Raw genomic sequence first — 20497 nt, 5'->3', positions numbered from 1 at the left:
AGAGGTACACCATGCGTATATCCCGCTCCATCAAGACCCTCGTTGCCGGGGCGTCCTTCCTCGCTCTCGCAGCCTGCGGCGGCCCGAAAGAAGAGCCGGAGCTGACGCCAGAGCAGTTCATGGCCAAGGTCCGCGCGGAGCCGGGGGTCAAGACCCTGCCCGACGGTCTGGCCTACAAGGTGCTGAAATCGGGCCCCAAGGACGGTGAGCAGCCGTCCAAGGGCCGCCAGATGATGCTGATCTATGAAGGCCGCCTGCCGGATGGTGGAATCTTCGACAGCTCGGAGCAGCATGGTAACGGCGCCTATATGCAGATGCCTCTCGACGGCCTCGTGAAGGGCTGGATGGAAGCCCTCCCAATGATGCATGTGGGCGATACCTGGATGCTGTATGTCCCGCCCGAGTTGGGTTACGGCAAGCGTTCCATGGGTATTATCCCGCCAAATAGCCCGCTTGTGTTCAAGATCCAGCTTCTGGGCCTGGGTGGTCAGGAATAGGAAGGGTCTGGTCTTGCGCGCCCCCCTTGCCCTTGCACTTCTTGCCGCTCTCGCTTTGACAGCTTGCGGCAAGAAAAGTGCGGGGCAGAAGATCTACGGTCCCAATTGCGGCATCTGTCACCATGGCGGCAACGGTCTGCCCGGCGAAGTACCTCCCTTGGTCGGGCGTCTTGACCTGATTGCCAAGACGCCAGAGGGGCGCGACTATCTGGCGCGTGTCATGCTGAACGGCCTCGATGGCCCCATCGAGGCCAATGGCGGCCACTATAATTTCTCCATGCCAAGCTTCCGCAGGCTGAGCGACAACCAGCTTTCGCTCATCCTCAACTGGTTGATCTCGCGCGGTGCAACACATCCCGCACCTCAGATCACGCCTGATGTCATCGCAGCGGCCAGAAAAGAAGAAATCGGCTCCAACCGCGTGCATACCATGCGGCAGGCCCTCTCGGCCAAGGGGCAGATTCCCTGATCCAGGAGCGGGCGAACCGGAGCTCTCTGTCTTAACGAGCCTCCTGCCCTGCCCTCACTGTCGCGTCGTGTGGGCGACAAACGTTCAGGGTGGCGCCCAGTGGCTTTCGCAACAGGCTTCGTAAAGATCGTCATCGCCCGTCTCGAGTACATACGCGGTCTGGCGCTTCTTGGCCGTCCAGTACGCAGGCGCTCCGCAAACGTGGCAACGCGCCTGCAACAGGACATACCGATCGGCCATGGCACGCAGCCGGGCCATGACATCGAACTCTTGACGCATGAAATCAGTGTCGAGGCCTGACACACTGACATGAACACCCTGGTCCAGCGTCTGGTTGATATCGTCCACAACGTCACCCGCATAATGCGGGGCGATCATGAAATGCCCCTCATCAAGCAGGATATGGTCGTATTCTGCGGCATCGTCAGGCCATGCCCTTACCGATCGTGCAGGGCGGCTCAATCCCACACGACTATGGATAGCGGCACCTGAACGCGTATCGAAGGCAGGGGCGAGGCACAGTGTGGATCGGACGTCCGGGTGCTCCTGCAACAGATGGGCAGATTTCCCCGCAAACATCGGGCCTGCATAGACTGTCAGAATTCCCCGTACCAAAAATCTTCTCCCGCAGCTTGATGCGCAGGGTCAAACGCGCATTGGCGAGGCATTACAGGCATTTGCATGGGCTGGGCAATCTTTCCACTTGACCGCTATGGCAGCAGATTCGACAACACTGCCCATGCAACGTGTATTTTCCGGCATTCAGCCGACCGGCGTCCCCCAGCTTGGCAATTACCTTGGCGCAATCCGCAACTGGGTCCGGTTGCAGGACGATCATGACTGCGTTTTCTGCCTTGTCGATATGCACGCCCTGACCGTGTTCCGCGAACCCGCACAACTCCGTCATGACAGTCTGGCGCAGGCCGCCTGCCTGATTGCCTCGGGCATCGATCCGCAGAAACACGTGCTCTACAATCAGTCTGCCGTCAGCGCGCATGCGCGTCTCGGCTGGATCTTCAACTGCGTGGTTCGCCTTGGCTGGCTGAACCGCATGACGCAGTTTAAGGAAAAAGCGGGCAAGGACCGTGAGCAGCATTCTGCCGGCCTGTTCGTTTACCCTGCCCTCATGGCGGCGGACATCCATGCCTTTCACGCCACACGCGTACCCGTTGGCGAAGACCAGAAGCAGCATCTCGAAATCGCAAACGACATCGCTGCCAAGTTCAATCATGATTATGGCGTCGATTTCTTTCCCACGATCGAACCGCTCATCCCGCCTTCCGCCGCACGCGTCATGAGCCTGCGCGACGGCACGAAGAAGATGTCCAAATCGGATCCCTCCGCGCAATCACGGATCGAACTGACGGATACGGCTGATGAGATCGCGCTGAAGATTCGCAAGGCGAAATCGGACACGGAACCCTTGCCCTCGGAAAATGCCGGCCTCGCCGAGCGCCCCGAGGCGCGCAATCTCGTGACCATTTTTGCCGCCATGTCCGATTTGCGCAATGACGACGTTCTGGCGCGCTTTGGCGGCCAGGGCTTTGGTCCTTTCAAATCAGCTTTGGCTGAATTGCTGGTGGAAAAGCTCGCACCTGTTGCCAACGAAACCCGTCGTTTGCTCGAAGATCGCGCGCATCTCGAACAGATCCTGCGTGAGGGCGCTGCCCGAGCCAACGCAATTGCCGAGCCGATCGTGACTGAGGCGGAACGCCTCGTGGGCTATCTGCGCTAGAACTGCCAGCAACACACACGAAGCCGGTGCAAACCACTGCGCTCCGGAGGAGGTCCATCTCATGAAGCAGGCATTCCACCGTCTATCGGTACGCACCCGCGGCAAGGGCCTCACCATGATCACTGCCCCGATACTCGACTGGGTATCGGAAAGCGGGATCACCGACGGGCTCCTCACCCTGTGGTGCCGTCATACCTCGGCATCGCTGATCGTGCAGGAAAACGCTGATCCGACAGTGCAACAGGACATCAACAGCTATTTTGAGGATCTGGTGCCCGAAAGCCGGGCCTATCGTCACGACTACGAAGGGGCTGACGATATGCCCGCTCATATCCGATCCGTGCTGACCAATGTTCAGCTCACGATCCCGGTCATGGGTGGGCGGCCGGTACTGGGGACGTGGCAGGGCATCTATCTTTTCGAGCATCGCCGCGCGTCACATGGACGCGAGATCGTGATGCATCTCCTCGGTGACTGAAACCTGACCGGCATGCACCAGACATGCCGATTAAACAAAGCGTCTACCAGCGTTTGACCCAGAATTCCGCCGGGCAGTTATCCTGATTTTGCGGCGATGCCAGATAGCTTCCTGCAGCAGGGAAGAGATGCATCTTGCCGGGTGCCAGCGTAAACCAGAGCTGCGTCAGAACAATACGTCCTTCGTGATCGGTCTCGCATCGCAACTGCAGGGCGCGCGGCAGAGTGGTCTGGCTCGCTGTTCTGAAGAACGCCATGAGCTCGTCATGACGCACGCGCAACCCGGCGCGTTCGGCAAGATAGGTACCCATCGGTGACTGCGCGAAACGTTCGCGCAAGGCACTCGCCTTGGCGAAGAACGGACCCGCAGAATAGCCAAAACACGCCCCGTGCTTGACCCACTCATGTGTAATCAGCGAGGGCTGGGTGTGCGGCATGATCTGGCCGAGCGTCGCGCTCATGGCGTTATCGAGCACGGGAGCCTGAGCATCGGGCTCGAGCAGGCTGCATCCGTCACGCCACCAATGCTCGACCGGAATATTCTGCGCCTCCAGCGAATGGGGTTCTGACGCCCACAAACCGTGAAGCCCGATCAGGGACTGGCGTGGTTGATCAGCGCTGCATCCTTTCCCGACAGTGCAAAAACCGGGCTGCCACGTCAAAGCCAGCGTGTTGTGATCGAAGTCAGCATGACGTGTCGGGGTCAGTGCCGTCGGCCAGGGTGCGGGCCCGGTGCTGCATCCACTGAGCGCCATCACACCCAGTGCGAGGCATGAGAGAGGTCGCCATAACGCGCTAAGGCTATCGGAAAAGGACTTGATCATCGGGAGGAAGCTCCGAGCAGACGCGCATGATGGGCCACATGGTCACTAATAACGGTCTGGATAAACCAGTATGAGTGATCGTATCCCTCATGATAGCGCAACATGAGCGGCTGCCCTGCCGCCGCCGCTGCATTTTCGATCAGATCGAGCCGCAGTTCCTGTGCGAGAAAAGAATCCGCCACGCCCTGATCGATCAGGATGCTGGCAGGATGGCTGTGGCCCGACTCAAGCAGCGAAACCGCATCCCATTGCGCCCAGATGTCACGATCACTGCCAAGATAAGCCGTGAACGCTTTCTCACCCCAGGGAACGACCGAGGGATGCACAATCGGGGCGAGCGCGCTGATCGAGCGCCATTGAGCAGGGTTGCGCAGCCCATGCACCAGGGCACCATGTCCGCCCATCGAGTGACCCATGATCCCGAAAGACGCGCCATTGAGCGTGAACATCCGCTTCAGCAGCGCAGGAAGCTCTGAGTCGATATAGCTGCCCATGCGGTAATGCCGGTCCCAGGGCGCAATCAGCGCGTCCAGATAAAAGCCTGCCCCGGTGCCGAGATCATAACTTTCCTCCTCGCCCGCAATGCCAGCGCCGCGCGGCGAGGTATCGGGGGCGACGAGCATCAGCCCGTGCTCTGCGGCATGGGCAATGATCGTCGATTTCTGCAGGAACGTCTCATGCGTGCAGGTAAGCCCTGCAAGCAGGAACAGCACCGGAACGACCTCACCTCGCAGCGCCTGCGCGGGCTGGAACACGCTGAATTGCGCATCCAGACCCAGGGCTTCGGATCGATGACGCCAGCAGGAAACGCTACCGCCGTGACAAAGCTGATCGGTGATTCTCTCCGGCTTCAAGCGTCGAACTCAACGACGGAGCGGATCGACTTGCCCTGGCTCATCAGCTCGAAGCCATAATTGATCTCGGAAAGCTTGAGATGCTGGGTGATCAACGAATCAATATTGATGCGCCCTTCCATATACATGTCGACGATTCTGGGCACATCGGTGCGCCCCCTGGCCCCGCCGAAAGCCGAGCCGATCCAGCGCCGTCCTGTCACCAGCTGAAACGGGCGCGTGCTGATTTCCTGACCGGACCCGGCCACGCCGATCACGCAGGAAACACCCCAGCCGCGATGGGCACATTCGAGCGCCTGACGCATCAGCTTTACATTGCCGATACACTCGAAGGTGTAATCCGCCCCACCACCGGTCAGCTCGATAAGATGTCCCACCAGATCGCCATCGGGGCCGAGATCGGCAGGGTTGACGAAATGCGTCATGCCGAATTCACGCGCGATGGTGGCGCGCTCGGGGTTGAGATCGACACCAATGATCTGGCGGGCACCAACCATACGTGCGCCCTGCACGACATTGAGGCCGATACCGCCAAGACCGAACACGACAACGGTAGAATCTGCCTCGACCTTGGCCGTGAACAACACAGCGCCGATCCCTGTGGTCACGCCGCAGCCGATGTAGCAGATCTTGTCCAGCGGTGCGTCACTACGCACCTTGGCCAGAGCGATCTCGGGCAGCACGGTAAAATTGGCGAAAGTCGAACAGCCCATATAGTGGTGGACCGGCTTCCCCTTGTAGGAAAAGCGCGTCGTGCCGTCAGGCATCAGCCCCTTGCCCTGTGTGGCGCGTATCGATGTGCAAAGATTGGTCTTGCGCGACAGGCAGGACGGGCAGTTCCGGCACTCGGGCGTGTAAAGCGGAATGACATGATCGCCCGGCTTGAGCGAAGTCACGCCAGCACCGACCTCGCGCACAATGCCCGCCCCCTCGTGACCGAGGATGGCAGGAAACAAACCTTCCGGGTCATCACCGGACAAGGTGAACTTGTCCGTATGGCACAGGCCTGTTGCCTTGATCTCGACCAGAACCTCGCCCGCGCGCGGTCCCTCAAGCTGTACCGTGTCGATTTCCAGCTTACGACCGGCCTCTAGTGCAAGTGCGGCAATCACATCCATCTTATCAAATCTCCGATCACAGGGTGTTCACGATACGTCACAGAACAGATTACGTTTTAACGAGTTTTATCGGGGGCGTCCTGTCTAAGATATTGCCCTAGCCCAATAGTAGCCTTTGAGGACCACGATACCTTGATCGTCGACAAGAATTACGGCCTTTGGATCCTGTTACGTGAGACAGCGGTCCCCCTTGGCATTCTCGCCTTGTGGGATTTCGTCGTCGTTATTCTCTATCAGGTCTATCATCAGGAATGGATGGAGCAACCTGCGCTTCCCATTTCCCTCATGGGATCGGCGCTGGCCCTCTTTCTCGGCGTGAGAAACAATGCCGCCTATGCGCGCTGGTGGGAAGGGCGGTCACTGTGGGGCCTGATCACCAATAACAGTCGTTCATTCGCCCGTGAAGCTGCCACACTACTTGGAGGCCGCCCCGATCTGGCGCGCGCCATGGCCGCCTATCCTTATCTCCTGCGTACGGCACTCTCCAACCTCGAACAGGGGCCGGAAGCCAAACGCTTGCTTACCCCTGAAATGTATGCGCGCATCATGAGCCGTGCAAACAAGCCCAACGCGCTGCTTTATGAAATTGGCCTCGGTGTGGCCGAGGAAGTGGCGCTCAAGAACATCGACGGGGCTGTTCATGGTACCGTTGATCGGATCCTGTCCGATCTGGCCAATGCGCAGGGCGGCCTGGAGCGCATCAAGAACACCCCGCTGCCCATACAATATTCCGTCCTGCCACTTCTTGTGGTGCATGTTTTCTGCATCGTACTGCCGCTCTCGGCCGTGCAGTCGCTTGGCTGGATCACGCCATTAGGTTCGAGCCTTGTGGGCTTCCTGTTCCAGGCGTTGGACAAGAGCGGTCGCGACCTCCAGGAACCGTTCGTCCCCAGCAAGCACGCCCTGCCCATGCTGACCATGTCGCGCAATATCGAAATCGACCTGTTGCAACCCATTGGTGACGATGTTGGCAAGCCCATTCCGCCAAGCCGTGGTGTACAGCCCTGATCACGCCGGATACCTTGGCTGGCTTACGGATACGCACAGGGCAAGAGCCTGTCAGAGACACAAGACAAACTGTGGAGTTTCTGATATAGGCTTTTGCCATGAGCACGTTCAAAACCCCTCCCAAGGGAGGCATGACAGACGCGATGGCGCGTAGCGCCGCCGCGCTGACCGCAACACAGGCCGACTCTCATGCCGGAGACGACGATCCCTTCCAGGAAGGGGATTCCATCGTCTACGCCGCACATGGTGTTGGTCGCGTCGACCGCATCGGTGTCGATGAAATTGCCGGAACGAAGCTGGAAATCATCCAGATCTCGTTTCCCGGCAACCAGATGACACTGCGCATCCCTCTCTCGAAGGCCCGCAAATCGGGACTGCGCAAGATCGTCACGCGCGATATTGTCGAGAAGGCGATGTCGATCATCAAGGGCAAGCCGCATGTCAGCAAGGGCATGTGGGCACGTCGTGCTGTTGCCTATCAGGAAAAGATCAACTCGGGCGATCTGATCCAGATTGCCGAGGTGCTTCGTGACCTGCGGCGCAACGTCGATAGCCTTGATGGCAGCTTCAGCGAGCGCAAGCTTTTCGAGGCCGCTCAGGAGCGCTTCGTCAGCGAAGTTGCCGTGCTGGAAAACAAGGACCCCACCGCGGTTCTCCAGGCGCTGACCGAGACCATGAAGGCAGCCTGAAGTTTCAGGCATCCTTTCGGCAGCGGGTGCGTTTCACTCTTCTATCAAACCTGCCAGCCCTCCGGGGCTGGTTATCCGCAATAGAAGAGGAGCGCCCCGCGTGACGGAAGAGAAAAACAAGCGTTTTGCCCACAAGAAAATCCTGATCACGGGAGCCTCTCAAGGCATAGGCGAAGACGCCGCCATGCATTTCGCCCGTGCAGGCGCACAGGTCGCCATCAACGGTCGCAAGGCGGAAAAGCTTCAGTCTCTTCTTGAAAAACTGCCCAAGCCAGTCGATGGCAGCCATCTCATCGTTGCTGGCGACATGTCGGTCGAGGAAGATGTCGATCGTGTGATGAAGGAAACACTCGAAGGCTTTGGCGGTCTCGACGTACTGATCTGCAACGCGGGCATGCAGATCGAATGTCCTTCAGAGGAAATTGCGCTCAAAGACTTCAACATGGTGATGGCCGTGAACGTGACCGGGGTTGTGCTTTGTGCCCGCGCCGCCCTGAAATTCTGGCGTGAAAACAATGCACCCGGAAACATCATTGTGAACAGCTCCGTTCATCAGCAGATCCCGAAGCCCCATTATCTTGGTTACTCGGCCAGCAAGGGAGCGATCGGCAACATCGTGCGCACTCTGGCGCTCGAATACGGACGCTTCAATATCCGCGTCAATGCCGTAGCCCCTGGTGCCATCGTGACACCGATCAACGACGCCTGGGTCAAGGACCCGGAGAAGTATGAGGCCACGGCCAAGCACATTCCGATGAAACGCCCCGGTGAATGTCGTGAGATCTCCGATGCGATGGCCTTCCTTGCATCCAACGAATCGAGCTATATCACGGGGCAGACCCTGTTCGTCGATGGGGGGCTGACGCTCTACGCTGACTTCGAACAAAACTGGTCGTCCTGAACCGTTTGAGATCCACACTTATGTCACTTCCTCCGACCATCCTTGTTGTTGAAGATGATTTCCTGATCAGGTCGTGCCTGATCGAATTTCTGGAGGATAGTGACGTTCATGTTCTCGAAGCTGATAACTGTGAATCGGCGCGTCGGCTGATTGACAGTGACCAGCCGCTGGATGTCATGATTATGGACATCTCCCTCCCGGATGGGAGTGGCGCTGACCTTGGGCAGGAAAGTCGGACGAAACGGCCAGACCTGCCCATCATCTACACAACCGGTCACGGCGTGCAGATAGACCGCAACTCACGTCTCGATCGCGTCATGACCAAACCTTATCAGCTCGATGCGATCCTGAGCGTGGTTCAGGAGCTTGTTCCGGAGGCCTGATCATGTCTCCCCTTACCGGTGCGGCACCGGCACAAGACGCCGACTTATTTGGCAGACAACTGGCCGACGCTTTCCACCGGCGCGACATGGCGCGCTGCATCGCTCTGTCGCGTTGCACCGCTTACCAACATGGCCCTCACCCGCTTGAGGCATTGTTGGCCATGGCCGAAGCGCAGGACCGGCGTACCGATCTCCTGACACTCGTTGAGGCCGCCGTCACAACTTCGCCACAAGATTGTCGACTGCTTGAACTCGGCGGTGCTTTGCTCATGCAAATTGGCTTCCTGGATGAGGCCATCAAACGGCTGGAACTGGCCGTAGCAAGACGGCCCAGCCACCTCCCTGCCCTGAGTGTTCTGGCGACCGCCTTCAACCAGGCGGGACGATTTGACGAAGCCCGCGCCGTACTTGAACGGATCCACGCCCTCGATCCGCATGATCCGGCTTCGCTCTCCAACATCGCCTATCTGATGTCCGCTGCTGGCAATTTGGACGAAGCCCTCAATATGTATCGCCGGGCTATCCAGATCCGGCCTGACCATCCGCAGATGCGACTCAACTATTCCATCGCGCTTCTTAAGGCCGGGTATTTCCAGCAAGGCTGGACAGAGCACGAATGGCGTTTTCAATTACCCGGCCATACCTCGCTTCCCATGTCGCGCCTCCTGCCGAATATCACGCCGTCACTGGATTTGGGGGGAAGACACGTTCTGGTGACACATGAAGAAGGCTATGGCGATACCTTCATGTATCTGCGTTACATTCCTCTCCTTGCCGCACGTGGGGCTATCATCCGTGTATGGGGAGCTGACATCATGGCTGATCTTTGCCGCCGGGTGAGCGGGGTCGATAGCATACAGGTTGGCGGAGACATTCCCCCATATGATTACCATTGTCCATTCATCAGCCTGCCGCGCGCTTTTGCGGCGAGCGCCTCCCCTTTTGGCATCCAGCCTCCCTATATCACGGCGGATCCGGACAAATCAGCGCGTTTTGCCGCACATCTTGCCCATGATGACCAGTTCAGAGTGGGTCTCGTCTGGGCCGGGGCACCAAGGCGGGACCAGACCGAGTCCTATATGCTCGACCAACGTCGTTCGATGCCCCTGGCCGCGCTGGCCCCGCTTTTCTCCCTTGATGGCGTGAGCCTTTACAGCCTGCAAAAAGGCGATGCAGCGGCGCAACTCGTTTCTCTGCCCAACCCTGTGATCGACCTGATGTCTGAAGTCGAAAGCATGGACGACACAGCTGCGCTGATCGACAATATGGATATGGTGGTTTCGGTCGATACCTCGATGGTTCACCTTGCCGGCGCCATGAACAAGCCAGTTCTGCTGATGGACAGGGTCAATCCATGCTGGCGCTGGATGACCGAGAGGGAGGATAGCCCCTGGTATCCGTCCCTGCGTATCCTGCGCCAGAGCAGGGCCTGGGACTGGCAGGATGTTGTTGCCCGGGTTCGGAATATTCTGTCGGATGCTAGCAAACGGAAATACCATGACGCATGATTACCAGATGGCAAGGGCGCGTGTTGCCCAACTTCTAACGCGACCCGGTCGCGTCATCCTGGGGTTGGTCGGGGCGCCGGGCAGTGGCAAATCCACGCTCGCAGAAAAACTCGCCGCCGATTTTGGCGAGAAGGCACTCGTTGTACCTATGGACGGGTTCCATCTGGCCAATTGCGAACTGGCCCGCCTGGGCCGCGCTGCCCGCAAAGGGGCGCCCGACACGTTTGACGCAGCCGGCTTCGCAAGTCTGCTCTCACGCATACGCCATCAGGAGCAGGAAATCATCTATGCGCCGTTTTTCGACCGTGCGATCGAGGAGCCTATTGCCGGTGCCATTCCGGTGTTGCCAGATGTGAAACTGGTCATTGTCGAGGGGAATTATCTTCTATGCGATGGCCCGTGGCGCCCGGTGCGCACCTGCCTTGATGAGAGCTGGTTTGTCGCGACAGACGAGGCGCAACGCAATCTTTGGCTTGAGGCACGGCACGTCCGGTTTGGGCGGACACCCGAAGAAGCCCGTGCATGGATTGAGAGCACCGATGCACCCAATGCCCGCATCATCCTTGCAACCCGTAATCAGGCAGACTGGGTCTATATCCCTCAGTCCCAGCCCTGACGACAACGCACGCAGGAGCGTGCCCGGTCGCTTACGGTAAGCGAAGCGACCGATCAGCACCCCAAAATCAGTAGTCAAATCCGTAGCTGAGTCCAACGCTCGACCCGGGATCGTTCTCTGGCGTGGTAAAGCCGGTGATCTGACCTCCTGTGCCCACAGTCGTATTCAGCTTGAGCCTCTTCGTCAGATCGACCTGCACCTGCGCCTGCGTACCAGAGCCGCTCGTAGCCTGCTTGGCCCCCACATACACGCCTTTCATGACGTATTTGCCCGCCTCAAGGCTCGCCCCACCATTATTCACGCCACTGCCACCGCCAACAGCCAGACGATCGAGGCCCAGAAATCCTCGTACCTTGTCCAGCGGATCGAAGCTGGAACCTCCCGTGATCTGTGCCACTGCCGCTGCAAGACTGGCAAGCTGGGTAGGTGAGAGCGATGCTGTCGTGCTGCCAAAGAGCAGCATGGCAAGAACCTGATCACGTGGCAGAGACGGCTGCGACGTGAAGTCAATCTTGGGCTCGCTGGCATAACCGCCCACGACAAGGCTGGCGAGTGTGCCCTGCACATTGCGATCGGCACGGAAATCCAGGGACGGATCGAGCTTGTGATCGACCCCCGAGCCATCGAAAGCCACCCGTCCCTTGGTGAAATTGAGATTGACGCCTGCAAGGTTGAAAAAACCGCGCTTGAGGTCAAACCCGCCCGAGATATCGGGGGCTGTGCTGACCCCCCCGATATGAAGCTTGCCGGACATTTCGGCATCCAGCCCATGACCGCGCACGAAGAAGTTGCCCGGTGAGATCACGTCCATATTGAGCCCGACGATCATGGCCCGCGTTGCAGCCTCCCGCTTTTCCCCTGGGCGAATCACGGTGAGTTGAGGCACGGAAGCAGGCATGGAACTTGGGATATTCACGATGACGGAGGGCAGACCTATGGTGCCGTCGACGTCGAGCCGGGTCGAGAGCTGACCGTGCGCACGCAGATCGGTATCGATCACCGCGGTCAGCAGGTCACTGGTGACAGGTTGAGCCTTGCGTGACGTGACCTTGATGTCGAGCGGCAAGCCTGGGCGGAGTACCCCGATACTTCCTGTCAGGGCAATGGTGCCCTTGCCCGCATGCGCAACAACGTCCTGCAATGCAAGAGTATCATTGGCGGCTACGATTGTGCCGTTGATATCGGTCAGCCGCACCCCCTGGCCGTAATGGGCGAAGTTGATGCCCTCCAGCGTTACCCTGCCATTAGCCGAAGGTGCCGCCAAGGCGCCCCCCAGCGCCAGGTCGATTGCTGATCGTCCGCTAAGGGCCATACCCTGTGCACCAAGCACCGCATTCGCAACCGCCAGATCCAGGGCACCATTCACCTTGAGGTCCAGATTGCCTGTCCCGCCGGCCGGCACACTACCCGCCACACGCAGGCCAATACGTTTTCCGGCATCGGCCTGTGCGGCAATCTGTGCGCGTTCGCCCGCGAGCGTAGCGTTGGCCTGCATGTTGAAAGCGGGCAAGGACTCTGCCGGTCCGCTGCGCATATGCAGGCCGGAAAGCGTGACAGCAATGGTCCCCGCTGGACGAGCGATGTCACCGCTGAGGTCCGCCTGTGCGGCCAGTGTACCAGCAGCGTCAAGCGTCGGCATGAATGGCTTTGCAAGCGCAGGCGTCACATGGGCGACGCGCAGATGAATATCGAGACGTGGTTTGATGGACCCTGAAACGTCGAGCGTAGCCGGAGAGATGCCGGGCGGTGCCACAGCGACCTGCAGACGATCCACCGCTGTCTTCTCGCCAAAGCTTATTGTGCTTGCTCCGGCACTACGCAGTGTCTCGCCCTTGAGAAGCGCTGAAAGGTGATCGAGACGCACGGTTTTTCCCGGAAGATCGAGCACCAGCGCCGTATCCAGAGTCGCTGGGGCGCCAAGCACGTGATCGAAGCTGCCTTTGGCAGCGAGGGCGAGCGCGTCAAGCGTACCGTGGGCCGATAACGTCGCACCACCTTTCATCTCCTGAAATACGACATTACTGACAGCAAGCTTCAAACCCAGGTCTGGCTTGTCGACCGGGTCACGCACCGTGCCCGACAAGTCGAGCGTACCGATCCGGGCCTGCTTCGCCTGCACCCCGCCCTTGAGTGACATCGTCAGGACCGGGGGGGTGTCCGGGGTTGGATCGCTTGTCTTCAGGTCAAGTAGTACCCTGCCGCCAAGCCTCTGACCGGCTAGTGCCGAGAAGTCATTGAGGTCGCCCGCTTTGATGGCGAGATTCCCAAGGGGTAACGTTGCGCCTGCGGGCAGCACAAGATGCCCGGCGCCAGTCAGGCTTGCCCAGTCGAGCTTCCTCAGGTCGAGCTCTGCCTTGCCATTCTTCTGCCGGATAAACCCGGCCTCAATGGCAAGCGCGCGGCCATCAAGCTTGCCATCGGCGTGAAGCGTTCCCTCGGGTGCGTTCGGCAGATGCAGCAGGGCAAGATCAAGTGTCAGCGGTCCTGAAGGGACGCCTGCTGTTCCGACTTCTCCCCTGAGTTGAAGCTTGGCCGCCAGATCGTCGAGTGGCCCTTCACCGTGAGCCGTCAGGACAACACGCCCCCGAACCTGCGGCGCTGCGGCCTTGAGGTCCGGCAGGGTCAGCGAAAGATCATTCAGAATGGAAGGCTGTGCGCCAAGCTGTATCGAGCCCTCATCGTGCAGGTGAAGGGCTCGGCCATCAACATGGAGCGCTGCAATCGTGATCTTTTGTGCCGCCCTGGGGGCAGACATCACGGTTGCATCCAGATTGATGGCCGTACTGTCGCCAAGAAGCGCAACCAGCGTCTTCATGCCCCCGGTGATGGCAAGTTTGTTACGCAACGCAACGTGGGATTCACCCGCAGCTCGGTAGGTGTAATCCAGGTGGGCGACATCATGCCCCGTCAGATCGACCTTGCCGATTGCTGCGAGCGGCCTGAGATCAGGCAGAACCAGATCGAGCGCGCCCGTAATGTCCGGCTTGAGCATCCCTGTAGTACTGAGTTGGAACAGGGGATGCGTAACCGAAAGCGAAAACGGTTGCGCCTCTCTGTCCGGGAACGCCTCAAGAAGCGCCTCGATCGGCGCCTGCGCCAGAAGTCCGCCAGGTACACCAGGCGCCCTGACGCCATCAGCGCGTGCTGTCAGCCTTATCTTCGCAGCCCGCGGCCCCTGGCCATCATCACCCGAAAAACGCAAGGCAAGGTGATTGAGCCCGGCGCCCGATGCGGCCAGCGCATCGATATCCAGTGCACCATCACCTGATGGCGCAAGAAGATCACCGCGTAGATTGGCTTTCAGGGTCATGCCGGACCAGGCCACACCTGCAACCGGGGTCATGGCCGGGGTGGAGGCCGAAACACCGAGCGTACCGACGTGCTTCAGCAGATCGAGCGTGCCTTTCGCATCGGCCTGAACGGTACCGGCGCGCATGGACAGCCCAAACTCATTCGCTCGTACCGGTCCATGAAAATCAAGTGCAAGCGCCAGCGGATCGAGCATGTCGAGTTTGGACGCCTGCGCGACCAGCCCATGCGCCTCATCCTGCACGCGAAGACGCAAATCAAGCGTGTCATGGGGTGTGGAAACATCCAGCGCGATCGTCGCCGGTCGATCGAGACGTTTGAGAGTCAGACCAAGATCTGCCTTCGGCAGCTTGTCAATCTTCAGACCATCCAGCACTGGCGCAAGATCGGCGAGTGTCAGATGACCCAGAGCAGACACACTAAGCGGAAACCCTGCCAAGGATTTGCCGAGATCGATACGACGAACATCCAGTCTTGCAAGCGCGACACCGAAATGAAGACCGGAGGGCTTGTTTGAGGCTGGCGCAGGAGTCGGGGCCGCAGGGTCTGCCACAGGCAGCCGCTCGAAACGCAATGACTGCGCCTGAAGGAGCGAAGCCCGAACGGTCATGTGAACAAGGGCGAGCGGCGACCAGTTGAGTCGGGCGTCGTTAACGGTGAGATAAGGTCCAAGGTGATCGTTCAGCGTGACGCGGGCAATGTGCAGTCGTGAGGGTATGAAGCCGCCGACCCCTTCCAGCTGAACCATCCCCCCGGTCAGACTTGCAGTCTGACGCTCAATTACGCGCTGCCCATACGGGATGTTGACGAAGACCATGACCCCAATCAGCACGATACTGATGAGTGCCACGGGCAAACCCACGAGCAGACCTGCGCCCCAAAGCAACAGCCGATGCAGGCGCGAACGACGCGGTTTTATGACATCCGGTGACGCGTTGTCGTGCTTGCTGCCTTCTTTCTGGCGCGCGGAGGCACGTCCGGGGAAATGGATCATCAGAACGTCTCCCCGAGACCGATATAGAGTTCCCACTTGTCACCATGGGGCGGACGATTGGCCGGCAGGGCCACATCAAGCCGCACTGGACCGATCGGGGTGTAATAGCGCACACCAGCGCCATAACCGACCCTCAGCTTGCCCTGGAAAGGGCGGCTTCCTACACCAACCTGACCGGCATCAACAAAAGCAGCCGCACCGAAGCTCTTGAGAAACCGTTGGCGATACTCCACCGTCCCGGCATCCAGCGAGGTGCCGCCGATGCCGTATTTACCGTTTTGTGGTCCAACTCCCTGATACCGGAAACCGCGTACCGTTGCGGGACCGCCTGCGTAGAGCCGCTGATCAGGTGGTATCTGATAGGTGGAGGCGCCCTGCACCGAGCCGACAATACCGCGCACGGCAATGACGGAGCGCCCCGGCGCACTCAGCCCGATCCGGTTGAGATCGAAATAGGTCGAGGCCCCGGCACTCATGATTGTGAAAAACGTGCTGCCGCTCTCGAGTGACTCCGAAGGTGTAATGTTCACATTGGCCCTGATACCATGTGTGGCGGGATCGATCGGATTGACCAGCTCGGTAGAATCATAATTGGCACCAAGCGGCAGCTGCACGATGAGGTAGTCCGTTGAGACGCCGAACTGCTTTATGTTCTCCTGCTCCGCCAGAACGCTGCCGTTGACGCTCCAGTATTTGCTGAGCTTTCTGATCAGGCCACCACGTACGAGAAGAGCCGTCTGGTGATAGGAGTAGAGGAGCTGACGTATTCCCTCCACCCGCAGGCTGAGGTTCTGGTCACGTCGCATGAAGTCTGGTTTGAGAAAATCAGCGTACACGTCATAGCCAAGGCCCTGCTGCGCACTGCCACCAACCCCTGTTACAAGGGCCGTCAGGCGCAGGCGCTCTGCCGCACCCAGCAGATTGTGATGGGTCCAGCTCGCACCAACACGACCGCCCAGATCAGTGGAATAACCTACCTGACCTGAAACCGTATGCCGCTTTGATTCCTCGAGCTTGAAGCGCAATGGCATGGCCTGCGTCACGCCCGGGGTCGCATCACCCTGCGCAAGGGTCACCAGAGGCGGGGCATCGTGAACACCCACAGACGAGAAGATACCAACGCCGGCCAGGTCCTGACGGGCGTCCTCAATCCTGCTCGGCTGATAGAGCTGCCCTTCGTGGATGAGCAGGCGACGTCGAAGGAATTTCTCCCGCGTGTGCTTTTCCCCTGCAAAGCTGATGGGGCCAATATCGACCACCGGTCCCATGCCAACCGCAAATTCGAGGTCGAGCGTATGGGTTGCCGGCCGCAGATAGGCCAGAGGCGTCTCAACGCTGGCCTGTGCGTGCCCCTCTTCAAGCAGGGCGCGCTGCAGCGAGGACTGAGCGCTGAGAATGTCGCCGGCTATGGCTTTCTGCCCTGTTTGAAGTCCGAAGGCCTTGCGTTGTTTTGTATCAAGCGTCACCAGGCGTGCCGAGCCGTGTGTGTTCTTATCTGCGCTGACGCTGTCTGGTCGATGACCCTGGCCAGGCCCAGCTTTGAGATTACGGCCCCTGCCCGAACTACCGAGCTGGTTCTGCGTATCACCAGCCGTATTCGCCCCTGCCATTTTGCTGGCAGCTGCGACCTGACCACCAGCCCCACCCGACGAGGGCACGCCGTCATGAGCGCTACCATCGTTTATCGGCCCACTCACCAGGGTAATCTTGCCAATATGAAATTGCGGCCCTGTTTCCGGCTTGATCGTGATACGCAATTTGCTGGTGCTATGCAGCGCAGCGATCCGGTCTGGCAAAGACGGGTTACGCCCATCGATCTCCTGCCCGTCTGGCAGCTTCACGGTGATGACCACAGTGCCGGCATAGAACCCGCGGCTCTCAAGCGCCGTTTGCACACGATCGTAATCTCCACGAATACGTCCTGCCAGAGCGTAAGGATCGACCGCCTTCGTTTTTTGCAAAGAAACAAGCGAGGAAGCCGAGTTGACCATGGGGTCGAGCTCAGGGTCGCTCGATGGGGTAATTGTCACCTGATAAACGGTATCCGGCTCGCCTGACTTGCCCGAAACATCGCTTGCCTTGTTTTTTGCGCGTGCTGTCTCTGATGCCAACGCGAAAAAAAGGACGCCTATCGACATCAAACGGCCAATAGATACGGCCCAGTCAGACGAGTGTCGTCTGTCTGCGCTGTCGGCACGGACGGAAAAACGTGGGACGTGGTAAAACGACAGCAATATCACCCCTGCTGTAAGCCTAAAGCTTGATAACCGTGGCAAAAAGACGTGTTATGATCATGTCACGGGTCATCAGGCAAGAAAAGGTATGGTGCATCTCGAACGCCATGCGTGAACAGTCGCCTTGACCGTTTGCCCTGGCATTTCGTGCAATCTTAATAAATTCGGCACCGGATGGCTGTTGTCCCACTTCACCATTTCACGCTAGGTATCGCGCGATGACTGACGCGATCACGCGCCGCCGTCCTGCTAGCGACGCGCCCGGCCCCGATTCCTGGACCGCCCCGCTTGAACCTGCGCTCTCCGAAGAGCGTGTTTCTTCGGGGAATGGTATTCTTTGTCGGCTGCGCGCGGTCCGTCGCATGGGCCTGTCATGCCTCTGGACGCTGGTGGCCAGTATCCCGCAACGCATTCTCCTCAAACGCAAGGGCGCGGCCAAAATCGTGTTCGCCCGTTTCTACTGGGCGACCATATGCCGTATTCTGGGCCTGCATGTGCGCGTGATCGGAACACCCGCCGGAACGATACGGGACAGTATTGCCGTGAAAAACGGAGAACGTCCGGTCATTTTCGTGGCGAATCATTCATCCTGGCTTGATATCGCGGTTGCGGGTGGGATCCTGCCCACCGTGTTCGTCGCCAAGCAACAGATTGCCGATTGGCCTGTCATTGGCACGCTCGCTCGCTTGGGCCGTACGATCTTTGTCAGCCGCCAGCGCAACAATACAGGCCGTGAGTTGCTGGCCATGACCGATCGCCTGAACAACGGCGACAACCTGATTCTCTTCCCCGAAGGCACGTCGACAGATGGCACGCATGTCCTTCCCTTCATGTCTTCCTTCTTTGCAGTCGCCAAACCCACGCGTGTCGACACAACCCTGCCGGCACCTCCTTCAGTGCTGATCCAGCCCGTCTCGATCGTCTATGATCAGCTCGAAGGTCTGCCCATAGGCCGCGCCAGACGTACCGCTCTGGCCTGGTATGGCGATATGGACCTCGCACCACATATCTGGTCCGTCACGCAATGGCGCTCTCTGGGAGCCACCGTCATCCTTCACCCTCCTGTCGATCCAGCGGATTATCCTAGCCGCAAGGAACTCTCGATTGCGGTGCAGGAAATTGTGGCGCAAGGCGTGGCGCAGCTGCACCACAACCCCGAACACCCGGAACCGGTGCTGCACTGAAACGGGTCTTTCATGTTTCGATGCCCTCTCGTAGCTCGATCCGGAACGCGACTGTTATCTCCAGCGTCCATCGCTGCGCCATGCGGCACAAAATATTAGAAATGCATTTACCGAAACCTTGCGCTAGAAAGTGACAAGGACACATCAAAACGATCAGCTTCCTATAGTAGACAGCACCCAGCCAGAAGCGGCCCGTGCTCTCCTATCGTTGCTGATACAAACGGACCACTGGGCCAAAGGTCAGGATACGTGAACGTCGAGACTTTGATTGACAGCACTCTTCCCGTGCAGAACGACAGCCAGACCAACACGCGTGGGCTGCATGTCATCACCTGGGGCTGTCAGATGAATGTCTATGACAGCGCACGCATGACCGACGTGCTCGCGCCGCTCGGCTTCAAGCCGGTGACCACGCCAGAGCAGGCAGAGATGGTCATTCTGAACACGTGCCATATCCGCGAGCGCGCTGCCGAGAAGGTGTTCTCTGAACTGGGCCGCCTGCGCAAGATCAGTGAAGAGCGCGAGACCGCCGGGCTCAGCCGCTCGATCATCGCTGTTGCCGGCTGCGTGGCCCAGGCGGAAGGCGAGGAGATTCTCGCCCGTGCGCCCTATGTGGATATCGTTCTCGGCCCGCAGACCTATCACCGCCTGCCCGAGATGGTGGCGCGTGCCGCCCGCGCTGGCGGTGCCGTGATCGACACGGATTTCCCTGTCGAGATGAAGTTTGATTTCCTCCCTCAGGATTCCGCCCCTCAGGTGGAAGGGAACCTGACAGCGTTCCTGACCATTCAGGAAGGCTGCGACAAGTTCTGCTCCTTCTGCGTCGTGCCCTATACGCGCGGCGCCGAAACGAGCCGTTCTCTCTCTTCCGTGCTGGCCGAGGCGCGCCGCATGGTGGAGAGCGGTGTGCGTGAGATCACCCTGCTCGGGCAGAACGTGAATGCCTATCACGGCGATGATGGCGAAGGTGGCACGGCTGATCTGCCGCGCCTTGCGAAAGCCCTGGGCGAACTGCCCGGTCTCGAACGCATCCGGTACATGACGTCGCATCCGCGCGACATGGACCAGTCCCTGATTGACGCGCATCGTGACAATCCTGCGCTCATGCCTTTCCTGCACCTGCCTGTGCAATCCGGGTCGGATCGTATCCTCAAGGCCATGAACCGCGGTCATACGGGCGATGAGTACCGCGCGCTGATTGCGCGGCTGCGTGAAGCCTGTCCCGATCTCGCTCTTTCTTCCGATTTCATCGTCGGCCATCCGGGAGAGACGGAAGAGGATTTCGAGGCGACGATGCAGCTCGTGCGCGATATCGGTTTCGCCCAGGCGTTTTCGTTCAAGTACTCGCCGCGCCCCGGCACACCCGCAGCCGGGCAGCCCTTCCAGATCGAAGAGGCCGTGAAGGACGAGCGCCTGCAACGTCTGCAGGCCCTGCTGCGTGAACAGCAGGACGCCTTCAACGCCGATATGGTCGGCCGGACACTGCCGGTGCTCTTTACCGGGCGCGGCCGCAAACCCGGACAGATCACCGGGCGTTCACCCTATCTGCAACCGGTTCATGTCGAAGGGACCGATGAACTGATCGGTCAAACCGTGCCGGTTGTGATAACCCAGCGTCTTACCAATTCGCTGGCTGGTACACTCTTACGGGAGAGAGTCTGCGCTTGAGCCACCCCACGGCACCCCAGTCGCATCCC

Annotated in this window: 18 protein-coding genes; 12 read left to right on the top strand and 6 right to left on the bottom strand. The window is 59.4% G+C overall.

What is annotated here, in order from left to right; genetic code table 11:
* The first annotated feature begins 11 nt into the window (after window positions 1–11).
* Together ACWNRM_RS13120 and ACWNRM_RS13115 are read left to right on the top strand one after the other, a co-directional pair.
* On the top strand, window positions 12–497 hold the full coding sequence (locus ACWNRM_RS13120; protein WP_485171220.1) for an FKBP-type peptidyl-prolyl cis-trans isomerase: 486 nt from the start codon (window positions 12–14) through the stop codon (window positions 495–497).
* A gap of 13 nt (window positions 498–510) precedes the next feature.
* Window positions 511–966 (top strand): c-type cytochrome, encoded by a 456-nt coding sequence (locus ACWNRM_RS13115; protein WP_485171221.1) that lies wholly within the window; start codon window positions 511–513, stop codon window positions 964–966.
* 84 nt (window positions 967–1050) lie between these two features.
* Here ACWNRM_RS13115 and ACWNRM_RS13110 read toward each other — a convergent pair whose 3' ends face one another.
* Window positions 1051–1581 carry a thymidine kinase gene (locus tag ACWNRM_RS13110; protein WP_485171222.1) on the bottom strand — a complete coding sequence of 177 codons (531 nt, stop codon included), beginning with the start codon at window positions 1579–1581 and terminating at the stop codon, window positions 1051–1053.
* A gap of 124 nt (window positions 1582–1705) precedes the next feature.
* Between ACWNRM_RS13110 and trpS the strand changes: the two genes are divergently transcribed.
* Both trpS and ACWNRM_RS13100 read left to right on the top strand, forming a co-directional pair.
* Window positions 1706–2701, top strand: coding sequence for a tryptophan--tRNA ligase (trpS, locus tag ACWNRM_RS13105; protein WP_485171223.1), 996 nt, complete (start codon window positions 1706–1708; stop codon window positions 2699–2701).
* Between the two features lie 61 nt (window positions 2702–2762).
* Window positions 2763–3179, top strand: coding sequence for a secondary thiamine-phosphate synthase enzyme YjbQ (locus ACWNRM_RS13100; protein WP_485171224.1), 417 nt, complete (start codon window positions 2763–2765; stop codon window positions 3177–3179).
* Window positions 3180–3222: 43 nt separating this feature from the next.
* Here ACWNRM_RS13100 and ACWNRM_RS13095 read toward each other — a convergent pair whose 3' ends face one another.
* From ACWNRM_RS13095 to ACWNRM_RS13085, 3 genes are read right to left on the bottom strand one after another with little or no spacing between them, the layout of a single operon-like run.
* Window positions 3223–4002, bottom strand: coding sequence for a ribonuclease T2 family protein (locus tag ACWNRM_RS13095; protein ID WP_485171225.1), 780 nt, complete (start codon window positions 4000–4002; stop codon window positions 3223–3225).
* Window positions 3999–4856, bottom strand: coding sequence for an S-formylglutathione hydrolase (fghA, locus tag ACWNRM_RS13090; protein WP_485171226.1), 858 nt, complete (start codon window positions 4854–4856; stop codon window positions 3999–4001). Before fghA ends, ACWNRM_RS13095 begins: the two co-directional genes overlap by 4 nt.
* Window positions 4853–5974 carry an S-(hydroxymethyl)glutathione dehydrogenase/class III alcohol dehydrogenase gene (locus ACWNRM_RS13085; protein ID WP_485171227.1) on the bottom strand — a complete coding sequence of 374 codons (1122 nt, stop codon included), beginning with the start codon at window positions 5972–5974 and terminating at the stop codon, window positions 4853–4855. Before ACWNRM_RS13085 ends, fghA begins: the two co-directional genes overlap by 4 nt.
* A gap of 132 nt (window positions 5975–6106) precedes the next feature.
* Here ACWNRM_RS13085 and ACWNRM_RS13080 point away from each other — a divergent pair, with 132 nt between their 5' ends.
* The 6 genes from ACWNRM_RS13080 (at window position 6107) to ACWNRM_RS13055 (ending at window position 11079) form a co-directional block, all read left to right on the top strand.
* Window positions 6107–6982, top strand: a complete 876-nt coding sequence (locus ACWNRM_RS13080) for a bestrophin family protein (RefSeq protein WP_485171228.1) — start codon at window positions 6107–6109, stop codon at window positions 6980–6982.
* A gap of 98 nt (window positions 6983–7080) precedes the next feature.
* Complete coding sequence (locus tag ACWNRM_RS13075) at window positions 7081–7671, top strand: CarD family transcriptional regulator (protein ID WP_023978709.1); 591 nt, start codon at window positions 7081–7083, stop codon at window positions 7669–7671.
* A gap of 100 nt (window positions 7672–7771) precedes the next feature.
* Window positions 7772–8572 carry a glucose 1-dehydrogenase gene (locus tag ACWNRM_RS13070; protein ID WP_485171229.1) on the top strand — a complete coding sequence of 267 codons (801 nt, stop codon included), beginning with the start codon at window positions 7772–7774 and terminating at the stop codon, window positions 8570–8572.
* 20 nt (window positions 8573–8592) lie between these two features.
* A complete protein-coding gene (locus ACWNRM_RS13065; protein WP_485171230.1) occupies window positions 8593–8955 on the top strand; it encodes a response regulator in 363 nt (120 codons plus the stop codon).
* Between the two features lie 2 nt (window positions 8956–8957).
* Window positions 8958–10463, top strand: a complete 1506-nt coding sequence (locus ACWNRM_RS13060) for a glycosyltransferase family 9 protein (protein ID WP_485171231.1) — start codon at window positions 8958–8960, stop codon at window positions 10461–10463.
* A complete protein-coding gene (locus ACWNRM_RS13055) occupies window positions 10453–11079 on the top strand; it encodes a nucleoside/nucleotide kinase family protein (protein ID WP_485171232.1) in 627 nt (208 codons plus the stop codon). The genes ACWNRM_RS13060 and ACWNRM_RS13055 overlap by 11 nt, the downstream gene beginning before the upstream one ends.
* 67 nt (window positions 11080–11146) lie before the next feature.
* Here the strand turns inward: ACWNRM_RS13055 and ACWNRM_RS13050 are convergent, their stop codons facing one another.
* Together ACWNRM_RS13050 and ACWNRM_RS13045 are read right to left on the bottom strand one after the other, a co-directional pair.
* Entirely contained in the window at window positions 11147–15382 is a 4236-nt protein-coding gene (locus ACWNRM_RS13050; protein ID WP_485171233.1) for a translocation/assembly module TamB domain-containing protein, read from the bottom strand.
* Window positions 15382–17520 carry an autotransporter assembly complex protein TamA gene (locus ACWNRM_RS13045; RefSeq protein WP_485171234.1) on the bottom strand — a complete coding sequence of 713 codons (2139 nt, stop codon included), beginning with the start codon at window positions 17518–17520 and terminating at the stop codon, window positions 15382–15384. Before ACWNRM_RS13045 ends, ACWNRM_RS13050 begins: the two co-directional genes overlap by 1 nt.
* A gap of 314 nt (window positions 17521–17834) precedes the next feature.
* Here ACWNRM_RS13045 and ACWNRM_RS13040 point away from each other — a divergent pair, with 314 nt between their 5' ends.
* Entirely contained in the window at window positions 17835–18800 is a 966-nt protein-coding gene (locus ACWNRM_RS13040; RefSeq protein ID WP_485171235.1) for a lysophospholipid acyltransferase family protein, read from the top strand.
* A 264-nt stretch (window positions 18801–19064) separates the two neighbouring features.
* On the top strand, window positions 19065–20468 hold the full coding sequence (gene miaB, locus ACWNRM_RS13035; RefSeq protein WP_485171244.1) for a tRNA (N6-isopentenyl adenosine(37)-C2)-methylthiotransferase MiaB: 1404 nt from the start codon (window positions 19065–19067) through the stop codon (window positions 20466–20468).
* The last annotated feature ends 29 nt before the right edge of the window (window positions 20469–20497 follow it).

This window comes from Asaia sp. A2 (assembly GCF_057319415.1).
The sequence above is the reverse complement of the archived record's forward strand: the minus strand, read 5'-3'. Positions and strand labels throughout refer to the sequence as shown.

Coding starts and splice junctions, on each gene's coding strand:
- trpS (WP_485171223.1), top strand. CDS start 1,706: ATGCAACGTGTATTTTCCGGCATTCAGCCGACCGGCGTCCCCCAGCTT.
- ACWNRM_RS13065 (WP_485171230.1), top strand. CDS start 8,593: ATGTCACTTCCTCCGACCATCCTTGTTGTTGAAGATGATTTCCTGATC.
- ACWNRM_RS13100 (WP_485171224.1), top strand. CDS start 2,763: ATGAAGCAGGCATTCCACCGTCTATCGGTACGCACCCGCGGCAAGGGC.
- ACWNRM_RS13095 (WP_485171225.1), bottom strand. CDS start 4,002: ATGATCAAGTCCTTTTCCGATAGCCTTAGCGCGTTATGGCGACCTCTC.
- ACWNRM_RS13075 (WP_023978709.1), top strand. CDS start 7,081: ATGAGCACGTTCAAAACCCCTCCCAAGGGAGGCATGACAGACGCGATG.
- ACWNRM_RS13040 (WP_485171235.1), top strand. CDS start 17,835: ATGACTGACGCGATCACGCGCCGCCGTCCTGCTAGCGACGCGCCCGGC.
- ACWNRM_RS13120 (WP_485171220.1), top strand. CDS start 12: ATGCGTATATCCCGCTCCATCAAGACCCTCGTTGCCGGGGCGTCCTTC.
- ACWNRM_RS13045 (WP_485171234.1), bottom strand. CDS start 17,520: ATGTCGATAGGCGTCCTTTTTTTCGCGTTGGCATCAGAGACAGCACGC.
- ACWNRM_RS13050 (WP_485171233.1), bottom strand. CDS start 15,382: ATGATCCATTTCCCCGGACGTGCCTCCGCGCGCCAGAAAGAAGGCAGC.
- ACWNRM_RS13085 (WP_485171227.1), bottom strand. CDS start 5,974: ATGGATGTGATTGCCGCACTTGCACTAGAGGCCGGTCGTAAGCTGGAA.
- ACWNRM_RS13055 (WP_485171232.1), top strand. CDS start 10,453: ATGACGCATGATTACCAGATGGCAAGGGCGCGTGTTGCCCAACTTCTA.
- ACWNRM_RS13060 (WP_485171231.1), top strand. CDS start 8,958: ATGTCTCCCCTTACCGGTGCGGCACCGGCACAAGACGCCGACTTATTT.